The organism is Labrys sp. (in: a-proteobacteria), from assembly GCF_047605565.1.
In the GTDB taxonomy this organism is placed as follows: domain Bacteria; phylum Pseudomonadota; class Alphaproteobacteria; order Rhizobiales; family Labraceae; genus Labrys; species Labrys neptuniae.
Window position 1 is genome coordinate 52237 of sequence record NZ_JASGFM010000003.1, and the last position, 16973, is coordinate 69209.

The 16973-nt window shown below is 63.5% G+C and carries 14 protein-coding genes; 12 read left to right on the top strand and 2 right to left on the bottom strand.

Annotated elements, in window-relative coordinates:
- The first annotated feature begins 33 nt into the window (after nt 1-33).
- From QM672_RS04050 to QM672_RS04075, 6 genes are all read left to right on the top strand, one after another.
- Entirely contained in the window at nt 34-1122 is a 1089-nt protein-coding gene (locus QM672_RS04050; protein ID WP_311937392.1) for a saccharopine dehydrogenase family protein, read from the top strand.
- 182 nt (nt 1123-1304) lie between these two features.
- The gene (locus QM672_RS04055) at nt 1305-2576 is read left to right on the top strand and encodes an ROK family protein (RefSeq protein WP_415080780.1); all 1272 of its coding nucleotides are present in this window, start codon (nt 1305-1307) and stop codon (nt 2574-2576) included.
- A gap of 122 nt (nt 2577-2698) precedes the next feature.
- Nucleotides 2699-5275: an ATP-binding cassette domain-containing protein gene (locus tag QM672_RS04060; RefSeq protein WP_415080782.1), complete on the top strand. Its 2577-nt coding sequence runs from the start codon at nt 2699-2701 to the stop codon at nt 5273-5275.
- Complete coding sequence (locus tag QM672_RS04065; protein ID WP_311937384.1) at nt 5272-6282, top strand: ABC transporter permease; 1011 nt, start codon at nt 5272-5274, stop codon at nt 6280-6282. Before QM672_RS04060 ends, QM672_RS04065 begins: the two co-directional genes overlap by 4 nt.
- A gap of 54 nt (nt 6283-6336) precedes the next feature.
- Nucleotides 6337-7347, top strand: coding sequence for a rhamnose ABC transporter substrate-binding protein (locus tag QM672_RS04070; protein WP_394314250.1), 1011 nt, complete (start codon nt 6337-6339; stop codon nt 7345-7347).
- 213 nt (nt 7348-7560) lie between these two features.
- Entirely contained in the window at nt 7561-8595 is a 1035-nt protein-coding gene (locus tag QM672_RS04075; RefSeq protein ID WP_415080785.1) for a hypothetical protein, read from the top strand.
- 39 nt (nt 8596-8634) lie between these two features.
- Here the strand turns inward: QM672_RS04075 and QM672_RS04080 are convergent, their stop codons facing one another.
- The gene (locus QM672_RS04080) at nt 8635-9282 is read right to left on the bottom strand and encodes a glutathione S-transferase family protein (RefSeq protein ID WP_415080787.1); all 648 of its coding nucleotides are present in this window, start codon (nt 9280-9282) and stop codon (nt 8635-8637) included.
- Nucleotides 9283-9441: 159 nt separating this feature from the next.
- Here QM672_RS04080 and QM672_RS04085 point away from each other — a divergent pair, with 159 nt between their 5' ends.
- The 5 genes from QM672_RS04085 to QM672_RS04105 all read left to right on the top strand — a co-directional run bounded on the left by QM672_RS04085 (nt 9442) and on the right by QM672_RS04105 (nt 14164).
- Complete coding sequence (locus QM672_RS04085; protein ID WP_415080789.1) at nt 9442-10356, top strand: aminotransferase class IV; 915 nt, start codon at nt 9442-9444, stop codon at nt 10354-10356.
- A 573-nt stretch (nt 10357-10929) separates the two neighbouring features.
- Nucleotides 10930-11964 carry an alpha/beta hydrolase gene (locus QM672_RS04090; protein WP_415081133.1) on the top strand — a complete coding sequence of 345 codons (1035 nt, stop codon included), beginning with the start codon at nt 10930-10932 and terminating at the stop codon, nt 11962-11964.
- A gap of 147 nt (nt 11965-12111) precedes the next feature.
- A complete protein-coding gene (locus QM672_RS04095) occupies nt 12112-13119 on the top strand; it encodes an alpha/beta hydrolase (RefSeq protein WP_415081135.1) in 1008 nt (335 codons plus the stop codon).
- Between the two features lie 130 nt (nt 13120-13249).
- The gene (locus tag QM672_RS04100; protein WP_376717675.1) at nt 13250-13687 is read left to right on the top strand and encodes a carboxymuconolactone decarboxylase family protein; all 438 of its coding nucleotides are present in this window, start codon (nt 13250-13252) and stop codon (nt 13685-13687) included.
- Between the two features lie 42 nt (nt 13688-13729).
- Nucleotides 13730-14164: a cupin domain-containing protein gene (locus tag QM672_RS04105; RefSeq protein WP_415081137.1), complete on the top strand. Its 435-nt coding sequence runs from the start codon at nt 13730-13732 to the stop codon at nt 14162-14164.
- Nucleotides 14165-14215: 51 nt separating this feature from the next.
- Here the strand turns inward: QM672_RS04105 and QM672_RS04110 are convergent, their stop codons facing one another.
- Nucleotides 14216-15106, bottom strand: a complete 891-nt coding sequence (locus tag QM672_RS04110; RefSeq protein ID WP_415080791.1) for a LysR family transcriptional regulator — start codon at nt 15104-15106, stop codon at nt 14216-14218.
- Between the two features lie 469 nt (nt 15107-15575).
- Here QM672_RS04110 and sthA point away from each other — a divergent pair, with 469 nt between their 5' ends.
- A complete protein-coding gene (gene sthA / locus QM672_RS04115) occupies nt 15576-16964 on the top strand; it encodes a Si-specific NAD(P)(+) transhydrogenase (protein WP_415080793.1) in 1389 nt (462 codons plus the stop codon).
- Nucleotides 16965-16973 lie beyond the last annotated feature (9 nt).

The following is a 16973-nucleotide window of genomic DNA, read 5'->3' on the forward strand; positions in this document are numbered from 1 at the left end:
TTGCTTAGGGAAACACGGCAGGGGAGGCGGACAATGCGCAAGATCGTGGTGGCGGGAGCAGGCAAGATCGGCGCATGCATCGCCGATATCCTGGCGGTCAGCGGGGACTATGAAGTCACGGTGATCGACCGGTCGGCCGCGCAACTGGAGGGCGCCGAACTGTCGGCGGGCGTGGAGCAGCGTGAACTCGATCTCGAGGACGGAGCAGCCCTGCGCACCGTCCTGGACGGTGCCTATGCCGTGCTCAGTGCCGCGCCCTTCCATCTCACCACCCGTATCGCCGAGGCGGCGGCGCGCGCCAACGTTCATTATCTCGACCTGACCGAGGACGTCGCCTCGACCCGCCGGGTGCGTGACCTCGCGGCTTCGGCCAGGAGCGCCTTCATCCCCCAATGCGGTCTGGCGCCCGGCTTCATCTCGATCGTCGCCAACGATCTCGCCCAGCAGTTCGACAGCCTCGATTCCATCCGCATGCGCGTCGGCGCCCTGCCGCAATATCCCTCCAACGCGCTCAACTACAACCTGACTTGGTCGACGGACGGGGTCATCAACGAATATTGCGAGCCTTGCGAGGCGATCGTCGACGGTCATCGCGTCGAGGTGCCGGCGATGGAGGAGCGCGAGGAATTCTCGCTCGACGGCGTCACCTATGAGGCCTTCAACACCTCGGGCGGGCTCGGCAGCCTGTGCGAAACCTATCTGGGGCGGGTGCGCACGTTGAACTACCGTACCATCCGCTATCCCGGCCATGCGGCGATCATGAAGGCGCTGCTCAACGACCTCGATCTCCGGCATCGCCGCGACGTGCTCAAGGACATTCTCGAAAATGCCCTGCCGGCGACGATCCAGGACGTGGTGGTGATCTTCGTTACCGTCAGCGGCAAGCGCCACGGCCATCTGGTGCAGGAAACCTATGCCAACAAGATCTACAACCGCCGCGTCGGCTCGCGCCTGCGCAGCGCCATCCAGGTGACGACGGCCTCGGCCATCTGCGCCGTGCTGGACATGCTGGCCAAGGGCGAGCTGCCGCAGAAGGGCTTCATCCGCCAGGAGGATATCGCGCTCTCGGCCTTCCTCGCCAATCGCTTCGGCAGCGCCTATGCGCAGACGGCGGCGCGATAGGTTTCCAGAGATCGCGGGCGTCCTCGCCCGCATTCGCTTTCCCTGCGTAGCCAGAGTTTTCAAGAGCGGGCAGGGTGCCTGCGGTCCCAGGACGTCCCCCTTGATAATTAAGCATAGTGCTTTAATAATTGAAGGATCTTTCCGGCTCGAGATCCTTCATTCCTTGGAGCACGATGGCGATCATGTCCCAGCCGAACGCGCCCGCGAGCCGCAAGGGCAGCAATTCCGTCCAGGTGCGGCGCTACAATGAGCGCGTGGTGCTCGAGGCGTTGCAGCGCCTTGGCCAGGCTTCCAAGGCAGAGCTCGCCCGTTCCGCCAATCTCACGCCCCAGGCCGTGGCCGTCATCGTCGATCACCTCGAGGAAGTCGGGCTGGTCCGCCATGAGGGCAAGCGCGCCGGACAGGTCGGGCAGCCTTCCACCCTCTATGCGCCGGCGCCCGACGGCGCCTTCTCGATCGGCCTGCATGTCGGCCGGCGGGCCTTCGATGCCGTGCTGGTCGATTTCACCGGCCGCACCCTGCGCATGGAAACCAGCGAATACGAATATCCCGAGCCGCAGATGGTGGCGGAGCTGGCGGCCGCCTATGTCCGCACCTTCCGGGCCGGCCTGGCGCCCGATTTGCGCAGCCGGGTGGTCGGCGTCGGCGTGGCGATGCCCTATTTCATGGATAGCTGGACCAAGGAACTGGGCATGCCGGGCTCGATCACCCAGGCCTGGGAGGATTTCGACTTTGCCAAGGCCCTGAACGACAGCATCGACCTGCCGTTGTTCTTCGAGAACGACGCCTCCGGCGCGGCGACGGCCGAACTGGTCTATGGCCGGGGCCGGGAGGTCCGGGACTTCATCTATCTGTTCATCTCCACCTTCATCGGTGGCGGACTGATCATCAACGGCAATCTGGAGACCGGCCCGAACGGCAATTCGGCGGCCTTCGGTCCCTATCCGGTGACGCCTTCGCTGCTGTCGAGCGTGCCGGCGCCGAAGGGACCCTTCGAGATCCTGCTGCGCCGCGCGTCGATCTATGTGCTGACCAATCATCTGCGCGAGAACGGCGTGCCGATCCGCCGGGCTCTCGAGCTCGACGAAATCGGCGAGAAGGCCGAACCCTTTCTCGGCGAGTGGGTCGAGGACTGTGCCGATGCCCTGGCTCAGGCCATCGTCGGTGCCATCGCCGTGGTCGATGTCTCGGCCATCGTGATCGACGGCATCCTGCCGGCGGCCATCCTGCAGCGCACGGTCGAGGCGGTGTCGCGTCGCTTCGGCGAGATCGTACCCGAAGGCCTGTTCGCGCCCGAGATCGCGGTCGGCACCATGGGGCCGCGCGCCGCAGCGATCGGCGCAGCCATCCTGCCGCTCTATGCCATGTTCGCGCCGGACAGCGCCACGCTGGTGAAGGCCAAGGCGCCGGGCATCGGGCGCGCCAGCCTGAGAACCTATATCGGTGCCGCTTAGGCGCGAGGGCATGCGCTTGACAGTTTGGGGTCATCGATATATCCATTTGCTTTAATAATTAAAGGTGAGGGGACGTTGATGATGGGCGCATCTCGGTCGCATCGTCGCCGGCGGGCAAGGCCATGAAGAGCAGCCTGGCGGATGAGGATTTCGGAGCCTCGATCGCGTCCCCCGTCGCGGCCGCCGGCTTGGTGAACGCCTCCAAGCGCTTCGGAGGAACGATCGCCCTTTCCCACGCCAGTTTCGATCTCCTGCCCGGTGAGGTGCTGGCCCTGTTGGGCGAGAACGGTGCGGGCAAGAGCACCTGCGTCAAGCTGCTTGCCGGCGTCTACAGGCCGGACGAGGGTGCGGTGACCATCGGCGGCGATCCGGTGGAGCATTGGTCGCCCCTCGAAGCGCAGCGACGCGGCATTGCGGTGATGCACCAGCATCCCGGCCTGTTCGGTGACCTGACGGTGTTCGAGAACATTTTCGTCGGCCACATGCCGCAGCGTGCCTTGGGACGCATCGACTATGAACGCATGCGCGAGGAAGCGCGCGCGCTGCTCGATGTGGTCGGGCTGCAGTGCTCGCCCGAGGATCCCTTGAAGGAGCTGCGCACCTCCGAGCAGCAATTGGTCGAGATCGCCCGCGCCCTGTCGGTCAATGCCAAGGTGCTGATCATGGACGAGCCGACCGCGGCGCTGTCCCAGCGCGAAGTCGAGCGTCTCTTCGCCGTGGTCGCCGACCTCAAGGCCCGGCAGGTGGCGATGATGTTCGTCGGCCATCGCATGGAGGAGATCTACCGGATTGCCGACCGCATCGCCGTCCTGCGCGATGGGCACCTCATCGGCGTGAGGCAGGCAGCCGAGCTCGACCGCGACCAGGCCGTGCAGATGATGATCGGGCGGCCGCTCAAGGCCATCTATCCGCAATGGGAATCAAAACCCGGCCAGGAGGTGCTCTCCGTCTCCGGCCTGTCGCGCGAAGGGGCGTTCGAGGATGTCTCCTTCAATGTCCGGGCCGGCGAGATCGTCGGCCTCGGCGGGCTGGTAGGCAGCGGGCGCACCGAGATCGCCCGCGTGTTGTTCGGCATCGACCAGCCGACGGCGGGCCGCATCGAGATGGAGGGCAAGGCGGTGGCCTTTGCCGATCCGCCCGCCGCCATGGCCGCCGGCATCGCCTATGTCTCGGAGGACCGGCTCGGCCAGAGCCTGGTGATGGATTTTCCCATCCTCGACAATGCGTCCCTGCCGGTGATCGAGAAGGCCACGATGGCCGGGCTGGTGATGCGGCGGCAGGAACTGGCTTTGGTCGAGCCGCATCTCAAGCGCCTGAAGCTGAAATTCCGCAGCTTCGACCAGCCTGTGAAGACACTCTCGGGCGGCAATCAGCAGAAGGTGGTGCTGTCGAAATGGCTCGCCACCCAGCCCAGGCTGCTCATCCTCGACGAGCCGACCCAGGGCATCGACGTCGAGAGCAAGTCCGAAGTCCATACCATGATCGCGGAACTTGCCCAGCAGGGGCTGGCGATCATCCTGATCTCCTCGGAGCTGCCGGAACTGGTCAGCATGTGCGACCGCATCGTGGTGCTGCGCGAAGGCCGGATGGCCGGCGCCTTCACCCGCGAGGAGGCCGACCAGGAAAAGGTCATACGCGCGGCCACGGATGCCGGCGGGGTGATTGCGGACAAGCAACCGGCGCTGGCATCGCGGGATGACGCCACCAAGGCCGATGAGGCCAAGGCGGGCTGGCTCAAGGCGCTGCTGCGCCGGCGCGAGGTCGGGCTGGTCGGGGCCATGGCCGCCGTGGTCCTGCCGGTGATGTTCCTCAATCCGCGCATGGTCAGCCCGGAAAACCTCACAGCCATCGCCATGGACGCGGCGCTGCTGATGATCGTCGCCGTGGCCCAGATGCTGGTCCTGCTCACGCGCAACATCGACCTGTCGGTGGCCTCGGTGATCGGCCTGTCGGCCTATGGCGCGGCGAGCTTCATGCATGCCCACCCGGACAGCTCGGTGCTTCTGGGCGTCGGCGTGGCCTGTGTGGTCGGCCTGGCCTGCGGTGCCCTCAACGGGCTGGTGGTGACCCTTGGGCGCGTGCCGGCCATCGTGGTCACGCTCGGGACGCTTTCGGTCTTCCGGGGCCTGAACAGCCTGTGGGCGGGCGGCCGACAGATCAGCGCCGACCAGGTGCCGCAGGCTTGGCTCGACATGACCAGCGCCCGCATCGCCGGCATTCCAGCCGTGATTCTCATCGCCCTTGCCTGCCTGGTGGTGATCGGGCTGATCCTGAGGCACTGGCCTGTCGGCCGGGAGCTCTATGCCATCGGCTCCAATCCGGACGGCGCTGCCCTGATCGGCATCCGCCGTACGGCCCTCGTGCTCGGGGCCTTCATGCTGGCAGGCCTGCTGGCCGGCTTCGACGGCGCCCTTTGGGCCTCGCGCTATGCCACCATCGACGCCCGCGTGGCGCTCGGCTTCGAACTCACCGTGATAGCCTCGGTGGTGGTGGGCGGCGTCGCCATCAGGGGCGGGGCCGGAACGGTGCTCGGCGTCGCCCTGGGGGCGCTCACCTTGCTGGTGATCCAGAACGGACTGACGCTGGTGCGCGTCGATCCCCTCTGGCTGCAAGGGGTCTATGGCCTCGTCATCCTGCTCGCCATCGGTGTCGATACCATCATCGGGCGGCGAACCCATCAGGGACGGAGGGCGCGATGAAGACCAGCCTCATCGAAAGGATCGCCAGCTGGGAGAACTTCCTGGCCCTGTTGACGGTGGCGGTTCTCGCCTATGCGGTGTTCGCCGTGCCGAACTTCGCCACGGTCTTCAACATCTCTCAGGCCATTGCAGGCGCATCCGAGCGGGCGCTGATCGTGCTGCCGATGGTGCTCCTAATCATCGCCCGCGAGATCGACCTCTCCGTCGCCAGCATCCTGGCGCTGTGCAGCGTGGTGTTCGGCGTGCTGATCCGCGAGGGCCTGCCGCTGGAGGGGGCGATCGCGCTGGCGCTGCTGGCGGGCATCCTGGCAGGCGCCTTCAACGGCGTGCTGGTGACCTATCTCGGCCTGCCCTCGCTGGTGGTGACCCTCGGCACCATGGCGATGTTCCGCGGCATCGGCTACATCCTGCTCGGCACCGGCTCGGTGAACGAGTTTCCCGAGAGCTTCACCGATTTCGGCATCGACACGCTGGGCGACACGCCGATCCCCTGGACGATCGTGCCCTTCCTCGTGCTGGCGCCGGTCTTCGCCATCCTCCTGCAGATGAGCAGTATCGGCCGGCGTATCTATGCCATCGGCGGCAGCCCCGATGCGGCACTCTATGCCGGCGTGCGGGTGGCGCGCATCCGCCTCGGCCTGTTCGTGCTCAGCGGCTTCATCTGCGCCATTGCCTCCATCGTATTCACTGCCCGCCTTGCCAATGCGCGGGCCGACAATGCCATCGGCCTGGAGCTCGACGTGATCACCATCGCGCTGCTCGGCGGCGTCAGCGTGTTCGGCGGCAAGGGCAAGCTCACCGGCGTGTTCCTGGCGCTGGTGCTGATCGCCACGCTGCGCAACGTGCTGGGCCTGAGCCAGATCGGCGGCGATGCACAGGGCACGGTGATCGGGCTCTTGCTGATCGTCTCGCTGCTGCTCAGCACCACGGCCCAGCGCCTTTATGGCGGTCTCCAGGCGAAGTTCAAGACAGCCAGCCTGCCGAAAGGGCCGGAACGAACGACCTGACTGAAAGCGTAGACAACAACGACCTCGAGAAAGGCGTGAAGGAGGAGACAAGCCATGAAAAAAGCGACGAGAACCCATCTGATCCTGACCACGGCCATCGTGCTGGGCGCCCTGGCGGCGCCGGCTTTCGCAGCCGAGAAATGCGCGAAGGAACCCGTCACCGTCGGCTTCCTGCCCAAGCTCGACACCGATCCCTATTTCCAGGTGGCCAGGACCGGGGCGGAGGAGGCCCAGAAGGAGATTGGCGGCAAGGTGATCCAGCAGGCGCCGTCCCAGGCGACTGCCGAAGCCCAGATCGAGTTCATCAACAATCTCGTGTCCCAGAAGGTCGACGTCATCGCCATCTCCGGCAATGACGCCAATGCCGTGGCGCCCGCCCTCAAGCGCGCGGCCAAACAGGGCGTCAGGATCGTCTCCTATGATTCCGACGTTTCGGAAGCCGCCCGTTCACTGTTCTTCAACCAGGCCAAGGGCGACAGCCTGGCCGAGATGATGCTGGAGAGCATGGGCCAGATGATCGGCTATGAGGGGGATTTCGCCATCCTGTCCTCGACCCCGACGGCGACCAACCAGAATGCCTGGATCGACTTCATCAAGAACAAGATGAAGGAGCCGAAATTCGCCAAGATGAAGCTGGTGCAGATCGCCTATGGCCAGGAGAGCGAGCAGGTCAACCAGCAGCAGGCCCTGGCGCTCGTCCAGGCCTTCCCGAACCTCAAGGGCATCATCATCCCAGCCGGCATCGGCCTGCCGGCGGCGGCGCGCGCCCTCGACCAGGCGGGCAGCCTCGGCAAGGTCAAGCTGACGGGGCTCGCTCCTGCCACCCTGATCAAGAAATACATCCAGAACGGCTCCGTCCAGGACATCTGGTGGAACGTCAAGGACCTCGGCTACCTGACCTATTACGGCGCCCAGCAACTGGCGCAGTGCAAGATCGCCGGCAAGCCGGGCGACAAGTTCAAGGCCGGGCGCCTCGGCGACTACACGGTGGGCGAGAAGGGCGAGGTGGTCCTCGGTCCTGCCAAGATCGTCACGCCGGCCAATGTCGAGGAATTCAAGTTCTAGCCGAACCGGCGAAGGGAGTGAACTTTGTCATGCCCGGGCTTGACCCGGGCATCCAGTGAGCCGGTCGTCGCCGCTTCGAGCGGAAGGCTGGATTGCCGGGTCAAGCCCGGCAATGACAAGGCTCGCGCCACTTCAAACCGTGTAGCGCGGGACAGTCATGCTGTTGTAATCGCAGCTCGATCTGCCCTCGGTTAGACATTTGGGAACATCCACATGCCGCAAACCTGGTCGCTCGACTGGTCGCATGGCCAGGTGACGGTACATGCCGGCGCCGCCGCCCTGGGCCGCACGCGCTTTCGCCTCGACGATGGCCGTTTCGTCGAACCCTTCCACGAGGCGCCCTGGATCACGGCCGGCGAAGCCGTCGAACCCGGCCTGGAGAACCTCAGGGGCGACTGGCCCTGCCTGCCCTTTGGGCGGCTCTACGGCCGCGATGATCCCCTGGTCGGTGCCTGGAGGGGGCTGGTCGATGCTCCCTTGCCGCAGGCCGCCGATCCGCTCGGCCCGAGCGATCATTTGCTGCATGGCTACAGCGCTGCCTCCGAATGGAAGCTGATGTCGCTCACGCGGGAGGCGATCACCCTCGACCTCGATTATCCCGGCGACTCGCCGATCGAGCGGATCACGCGCACGATCCGGCCGATCGACGGGCAGGCCGGGCTCGATGTTTCCGTCGAGATCCAGGCCCGGCGCCCCTGTGTCAGGCCTTTCGGCTTTCACCCCAACTTCGCCCTGCGTGGAAATCCCGGATCCTTCCGCATCGAGCCCGGACCTTATCGCTTCGGCCTCAGCCATCCCGTGGCCGAGGCGGCGGCCCGGGCCGAGCCCGACAGGAAGTTCACCACGCTTGCCGAGGTCGCAATCAAGTCAGGCGGGCACGAGCGTTTCGACAGGCTGCCCTTCGCCGATGACCGCGAGGACATCCTGCAACTCTGCGGCATCGAGGGCGGCGTGCATCTTGTCGACGAGCACGACCGAGTTGCCTGGGATCTTTCCTGGGACACGGCGAAGCTGCCGTCCTGCCTGCTATGGATGAGCAATCGCGGGCGCAAGTTCGCGCCCTGGAACGGGCGCCACCTATGCGTCGGCGTCGAGCCGGTGGCCTCGGCCTTCGATTTCGGATCGGTGATCGCCGCCTCGGACAATCCCATCGCGCTTGCCGGCGTGCGCACGGCAATCACACTCGAGCCGGGAACGCCGCTCACGCTCGGCTGGCGCATTCGTGGCCACGCCTTGGCGCCAATTTAGCTCGTAGATTCTGTCGGCTGGACTTTGTGAGCGTATGTTTTAACGGTCTGATGGGGCGTTGACCGCAAATTGGGCGGCAAAGGCCCTGACATAGGCGGGCCGGGCTTCGCCGCGAGCGACATAGGCCGCCAGGTTTTGATATTCGTCCAGCAGGCCCGACATTCTCAGGCGCAGCAGCACGGACACCATCAACAAATCGCCTGCGCTGAACGCACCGTCGAGCCACTCGGCGTTGCCCAGCCGTGCTGAAAGCTGGTCGAGCCTAGCCCGAACGCGGTCCTTAACCAGGGGCAGGCGCTCCGCGCTCCAAGGCTTGTCGGCTTCGAATATCCTGGCTGTCGTCAGGTCGAGGATCGGCGGCTCGACGGTGTTGAGCGCGGCAAACATCCAGGTGATCGCCCGCGCCCGTGCATCGCGCCCCTGCGGGAGCAGGCCCGCATGCTTCTCGGCAAGGTGAAAGACGATCGAGCCGGTCTCGAATAGGCACAGAGAACCCTCCTCATAGGTGGGAATCTGGCCGAAGGGATGGAGGGCCAGATGGCCGGGCGCCTTCATGTCTGCGAACGAAACCAGGCGAACCTCATAAGGCTGGCCCACTTCCTCGAGCGCCCAGCGAACGCGCGTATCGCGCGCCAGTCCCTTGCCGCCATCGGGCGAACGTTCAAAGGCCGTGATGGTGATTGTCATCGCATCGGTTTCCTGCCTGGCCGACTTGCTCGGCCGCCTATCGTGACGACGAACGAGCCTGCCGGAGGGCGACATCGGCCTTGAATTATTTTCATTGCCGGGCGCAGATCGCATAGGCCCGATTCCGATCTAGGGGCGTGGGTGCAAGAGCGAGGTCGCATGAACTATCCTGCCGGAACAGCCTATATCGATGGCGCCTTCGTGCCCATGTCGGAAGCCAAGATCTCGGTGCTCGACTGGGGCTTCCTGCATTCGGATGCGACCTATGACGTCGTGCATGTCTGGAAGGGGCGCTTCTTCCGCCTCGACACCCATGTCGAGCGGTTCCTGCGCTCGGCCGACAGGCTGCGCCTCACGCTGCCGGTCTCGCCCGGAAAGCTCGTCCAGATCCTTGGCGAATGCGTCGCCCGCTCCGGGTTCGAGGATGCCTATGTCGAGATGGTGCTGACGCGCGGCCTCTCGCCGACCTTCTCGCGCGATCCCAGGGAGGCCCATAACCAGCTGATCTGCTTTGCCATTCCCTTCGGCTGGATCCTCAAGCCCGAACAGCGCGAGGGCGGGCTTTCCATCGTGCTGTCCGACATCCGCCGCATCCCGCCGGATTCGGTCGATCCCACCGTCAAGAACTATCACTGGCTGGATTTCGTCATGGGGCTCTACGATGCCTATGCCCGTGGTGCGCAAAGCGCCGTGCTGACGGATGTCGATGGCAATCTCGCTGAAGGCCCGGGCTTCAACATCTTCACCGTGCGCCAGGGCCGGATCGCCACGCCGGATCGCGGCGTGCTGCGCGGCGTCACCCGCCAAAGCGCCATCGAACTCGCCGCCGAGTTCGGCTTTCCCCTGGAGGAGCGGGTCGTGGCGGCGGCCGAGGCGCTGGCAGCCGACGAGGTCTTCATCACCTCGACCGCCGGCGGCATCATGCCGGTGACGCGGATCAATGCCGCCGCCGTCGGCGAGGGGCGTATGGGGCCGGTCACAAGGGCGCTGCTCGAGGCCTATTGGGCCAAGCACACGGATAGCGGATGGTCGACGGCGGTCGCGGATGTGCTGCCGGGCCGGCGGGCAGGGTAGGGCGCGACCGGCCCGATGCACTCGGACGAAGTTGATCTTGTCATTCCGCGCGCATGGCAGCACGCAGTGATACGATGCAGAGGCGGGGTCGCCAGACGACAAAGAGATCCTTTCATCGTGGCTCCGGGTCTCTTTGCTTATTCATCGGGTCCACGATTGAGCATCTAAGCAGGCCAGTTCTTCTGCTCACCAGACTTGGCTCATCCCAGAGATTGAGGGACTGTCCGATGCCTTTGAGCTTAGCACTCTGAAGCATTTCGAAGTCCCAGCTGATGTCAAGAACGGCTATACCGAAGGCGATGGAGATCACGCGATTGCTTGGATTCTCGCGTCCGGGATTCTTGTCATTGATCACATTGCCCAGCCTGGTTGCTTCCTTCGAGCCAGGCAGCCTGCTCGGATCGAATGCATCTTAAGATTGTTAAGCTAAACTTAAAGACGCATCCGAATATATGCCACTAATCAAAGAATGCGATTGGCTCTATCCCTTTCTCAACGGTATGCAGGTTGAAAGGGACGGGTGCCTTGAGTTCTCGCAATCGGTTCGTCGCATCGTCGCTCGCGGCTGCAGCGATGCTTGCTTGTGCCGCCGCAACAGCTGATCAAAAAGGAAAAACGGAACCTCTGACCATCCTGGAGCAAGGTAGCTTCGCTACCGGTGGGAAAGTGGTGAGCACTCCAGGTACCTACAACAACAACAAGCCGACGGCCGAGGGGCAGACATTCCACGGCGATCATCTCTACACCTTTTATCAGATCCCGCTGACCCTCAAGGCGCTCCCCATCGTCATGCTGCATGGCGCCTACCAGTCGGGGCGCAGTTGGGAGACCACGCCAGATGGCCGCGAAGGATTTCAGAGCATTTTCCTGCGTCGGCACTTCACGACCTACATTGTCGATCAGCCACGCCGCGGCCGGGCGGGCAACAGCACCGCCGCCGCGACCATTGAGCCGACACCCTATGACCAGCTGTTCTTCGACCAGTTCCGCCTCGGAAAATGGCCGAACTTCTTCGATAACGTGCAGTTCGATCGTAAGTCTGAAACGCTGGATCAATTCTTCCGCTCTGTCACGCCCAACACGGGACCCTACGATGCCGGTGTGATCTCGGATGCGATGTCGGCGCTGTTCGACAAGATCGGTCCCGGCATCCTCTTCACGCATTCGCAGGCTGGCGGACCCGGTTGGCTGACGGCGATCAAGAGCCCCAATGTCAAGGCGATCGTCGCTCTCGAACCAGGCAGCGGCTTCATCTTCCCGGAAGGTGAGTTGCCTCCTGCGATGCAGAGTGCCGCCGGCACCTTGTCGCCCGAGGCCGTTCCGCTGCGGGATTTTCAGAAGCTCACCCGTATTCCGATCGTCATCTATTACGGCGACAACTTCCCGACCGAGCCGACCACTGAGCGGGGACAGGACAACTGGCGGGTGCGGCTCGCCATGGCCAGGCTCTGGGTCGATGCCGTCAACAAGCATGGCGGCGACGCACGGCTGGTGCATCTGCCGGACATCGGTATTCGCGGCAACACGCACTTCCTGATGTCCGATCTGAACAATGTCCAGATCGCCGACCTGATCTCGCAGTTCCTTGCCGAGAAGAAGCTGGATTGACCCGTCCGCGCGAACACTCGGTGGCACAAGTTCGCTGATCAAAGAGTGGAGTTCGATATGGCCAACGAAGTCATCGACGAGAGAAGGCGCGAGTTCCTCGGAGCCTCCGTGCTTGTTCTGTCGGGTGCAACGCTAGGAGTTACAGCAATGACCAATGCTACCGCCGTCGCGGCCGATTTTAAGCAAAATCCGTTCTCGCTGGTCTATGACGGCGCGATCACCGAGAACGCGCCTGGCAAGGTCAATATCCATCCGGTCAAGTACAAGCTCAATGGCCTGGATATCGTTGCCAACGTCTATACGCCGGCGAACTACGATCCGAACCGGAAATATCCGGCGATCGTCGTTGCGCACCCCAATGGCGGCGTGAAGGAACAGGTTGCGGGCCTCTATGCCCAGCATCTGGCGCAACGGGGCTACATCACGATCACGGCGGACGCCGCCTACCAGGGTGGCAGCGGCGGCGAACCGCGAAACGTGGACAAACCCGCATCTCGCATCGAGGACATCCACGGCATGGCGGACTTCATCACCCGCTATCCGGGCGTCGATGCCACACGCCTTGGCCTGCTCGGCATCTGTGGCGGTGGCGGATACTCGTTGGCGGCAGCCAAAACCGACAAGCGCTTCAAGGCCATTGCGACGCTCAGCATGTTCAACTCCGGGCGGGTTCGCCGCAATGGCTTTGCGGATTCGCAACTGGGCACCATCCAGGAACGCCTGAAGCAGGTTTCGGCTGCCCGCGCCCAGCAAATGGCCGGTGGAGACATTCTCTATGCGGGGGATGCCAATCTGACCGACGCGCAGATCGCCGCGCTGCCGTTCGAAATGTATCGCCAGGGGTACGAGTACTACTGGAAGACGCATGCGCATCCCAACTCGACATTCAAATACACCATGAGCAGCCTGCTCGAGCTGATGCGTTGGGACGCAACGGATCAGGTCGACCTGATCGACCAGCCGCTGCTGATGATCGCCGGAAGCAAGGCCGACAGCCTGTATATGACCGAGGAGGCATTCCCCAAGGCCGGTGGAACAAAGGACAAGGAACTGTTCAAGATCGAGGGTGCGACCCACATCGAGACCTATTGGGTTCCCCAATATGTGGACGCCGCATTGGGCAAGCTGACGCCATTCTTTGCCCGAACCATCTAATTGCTGGCCGCGATCAAACCCAATGGCCCAGCATGGTCTCCAGGGGGCAGGCAATAAGAGCCTTCAGCAACACAGCGGCCGAAGGTCTGCCCCATCGCTGAGTCCGCCTCCAACGGCGAGGAAAAATCCATTGAAGAAACACACCCGAAATCTGTTCGTCGCAGCCGGTCTGCTTGTGTCCGGAGGAATTTCCACCATGGCAATCGCCCAGAACCAGCCTCCCGCCACATCCGATGCAGGACCGGCCCAGCAGCCGTCCCGCGCGCAGCAATTGATGGGAGGGACCGCACCCAAGCTCGCTGAACTGACAGACGATGTCCTCTACGGTGATATCTGGGAACGCCCAGGGCTTTCAAAGCGAGATCGGAGCCTTGTCACGATTTCCGCCTTGATCGCACTCAATCGCCCGGATCAGCTTCGATCGCACATCAAGATTGGCCTTCAGAACGGCCTGACCAAGGACGAGGTCGTCGAGACGATCACCCACATGGCCTTTTATTCGGGCTGGCCGAGTGCGGTTTCCGGCGTCGCGGTCGCCAAGGACGTCTTCCAGGAAAATGGAAAGTGAATGGGAAAGGTGAAGTCCCGTGCCGCGATCATCCTTTCTCTCATGTTCACCTCGTCGGCCTCGGCCCAGTCGAATCCAATGATCAGCGTTACGCGTCCAGGCTTACAACCGTCCATCATCGCCCCGGCCGACCATTTTACTGGTTCGGTGCGCGTGGATTCGCGTTTCAAGGGCAGCGACCCAGCCCGGATAAGCGGCGCGATCGTCACATTCGAGCCGGGGGCGCGGACTGCCTGGCACACCCATCCCCTCGGCCAGACGCTCATCGTCGCGGTGGGCGTGGGGCTCGTGCAGGAATGGGGCGGTCCCGCCCAGGAAATCCGGCCCGGCGATGTCGTCTGGATTCCGCCCGGGGTGAAGCATTGGCATGGTGCAAGCCCTGCTGTCGGCATGAGCCATATCGCTTTCTCCGAGGCGCTCGATGGAAGGACCGTCGAGTGGATGGAGAAAGTTTCGGACGAGCAGTACCGACGCTGACCTGATTCACCCCGAAATGGCTCCTCGGGGTGAACGGCCACAAGGCTTCCATCAGTCGCCGCGATATCGGAGGAGGTCCGCAAACAGGGCCAGCGCCGGCGACCGCTGCCGCCGGCTCGGATAGTAGAGGTGATAGCCGGGAAAGGTGGGGCACCAATCCTCAAGAACGCGGATCAGCCTACCATCTGCGATATAGGGCATCGCATGGTCTTCAGGCATATAGGCGACCCCCAGGCCGTCCAGTGCCGAACTCAACCGCATGCTGAGGCTATTGAAGACGAGTTGTCCCTCTCCACGGACCTTGACCTCGCGCCTGTCTTTTTCAAGGTCCCAGGCAAACAGCCCGCCATAGGTTGGAAGGCGAACATTGATACATTTGTGGGCGGTCAGATCCTGCGGGATCTTCGGGGCTGGATTCCGCTCGAAATAGTCGGGCGAGGCGACAACTGCCATGCGCATGTCCGGCCCAATACGGACAGCGATCATGTCTTTGGCGACCTGTTCGCCCATGCGAACGCCCGCATCATAGCCTTCCGCCACGATATCGGTGAGGCCATAGTCGATAATGATCTCGACCTGGATATCGGGGTAGTCCGGTAGAAAGCGTTTGAGTGCCGGTTGCAGGACCGAGATCGCGGCATGTTCGCCGGCGGTAATGCGAACCGTTCCGGCCGGCTTGTCGCGAAGTTCGCTCAAGGCCGCCAGTTCGGCTTCTATCTCTTCGAAGCGCGGCGTGATCGTGCGCAGCAGCCGCTCGCCTGCCTCGGTGGACGCAACGCTGCGCGTGGTGCGGGTCAGGAGCCGCAGCCCCAATCGCTCCTCGAGATTACGGATAGTCTGACTGAGAGCGGACGGCGAAACGCCAAGCTTGGCGGCAGCGCGCGTGAAGCTCCGCTCTCGGGCAACGGCCGCAAACGCAGCGAGGTCGTTGAGGTTTTCCATCGTGATTTATTAGTCCAGCTTAATGGCTCATATGAATTATGTCATCTTATCGCAAGCTCAGGCAGGGGCTAAATTGCAGGCATCAATAAAACAGATCAAAATGGCCGGCCCTTGATGGCGGTCCCATTTCTGCAAATCACCAAATTCCAGGAGAATTGAAGATGGAGACCTTGATCGATCTGGGTTCAGCGGTCGTGCTCATGAGCGTTGCAGGCTTGTTGGCGCACATGGCTTTTTGCTGAATCCGCCATCCTGCCTTGCGGGGAGCAATGCGCCCGCAATGACCATGTCGTGTCGCTCACCCGATTGCCATGGCTGCCTACCTTCCCAGACAGTGCCGTGGCATTTTTTCTTGTCTCTTGGCAGACGGCAGCCCTATGTGCATTCATGCTGTCATGCAGCATGACGATGCTGCGGGGCATTTCCCGCCTTTCGACACCTTGTTCCAACGGCCTAGAGACTTCCCTCCATGTATGATTATGACATGCTCGTCATCGGTTCGGGCCCGTCCGGCCGGCGTGCCGCCGTACAATCGGCCAAGCTTGGCAAGTCGGTCCTGGTGGTGGAGAAGGGGCGGCGCGTCGGCGGCGTGTCGGTGCATACCGGAACGATTCCCTCCAAGACGCTGCGCGAGACGGTGCTCAATCTTTCGGGCTGGCGCGAGCGTGGCTTCTATGGCCGGGCCTATCGGGTCAAGCAGGATATCGGCGCCACCGACCTGATGGTCCGCCTGCAGAAGACGCTCGACCACGAGGTCGAGGTGTTGGAGCACCAGTTCAGCCGCAACACCGTACGCACGGCCCGCGGCGAGGCGCGCTTTCTCGGCCCGCACGAAATCGAGATCACCACCGAGACCGGAACCAAGAGCACGGTAACGGCGAACTACATCCTGATCGCCTGCGGCACGCGCCCCTTCCGCCCCGACTACGTGCCGTTCAATGCCGACAATGTCTTCGACAGCGACGAGATCATCGAGCTGCCCCGGTTGCCGCGCAGCCTCACCGTGATCGGCGCCGGGGTGATCGGCGTCGAATATGCCACCATCTTCAGCGCGCTCGACGTCGCCGTCACGCTGATCGAACCGCGCTCGAGCTTCCTCGATTTCATCGACAAGGAACTGATCGAGGAGTTCATGCATGAACTGCGGGACCGCAACGTCTCGCTACGCCTGGGCTCCCCGGTGGTCTCGATCGAGCGCGAGGACAGCCGCGTCGTCACCAAGCTGGGGGACGGGCGCAGGGTGTCCTCGGAGATGCTGATGTTCGCCGCCGGGCGCGTCGGCAATACGGACAGGCTGAACCTCGATGCGGCCGGCCTGAAGACCGATCACCGGGGACGCATCGGCGTCACGCCCGCCACCCTGCAGACCGAGGTGCCGCATATCTATGCGGCCGGCGACGTCATCGGCTTTCCCAGCCTGGCCTCCACCTCGATGGAGCAGGGGCGGGTGGCCGCCTGCCACGCCTTCGGCCTCGATCCGCCGCCGCCGCCGGAATATTTCCCCTATGGCATCTATTCGGTGCCGGAGATCTCCACCACCGGCCTGACCGAGGAGGAAGTGCGCCAGAAGGGCATTCCCTACGAGGTCGGCATCGCCCGCATGCGCGAGACCTCGCGCGGCCACATCATGGGGCTCGACAGCGGCATCATGAAGATGATCTTCTCGACCAAGACCCGCCGCCTCCTCGGCGTGCACATCCTGGGCGAGGGGGCGACCGAACTGATCCATATCGGCCAGGCCGTGCTCAACCTCAAAGGCACGATCGATTATTTCATCGAGAACACCTTCAACTATCCCACCCTCGCCGAGGCCTACAAGATCGCTGGCCTCGACGCCTGGAACCGGATGGGGCGCTGACGCGGTTCG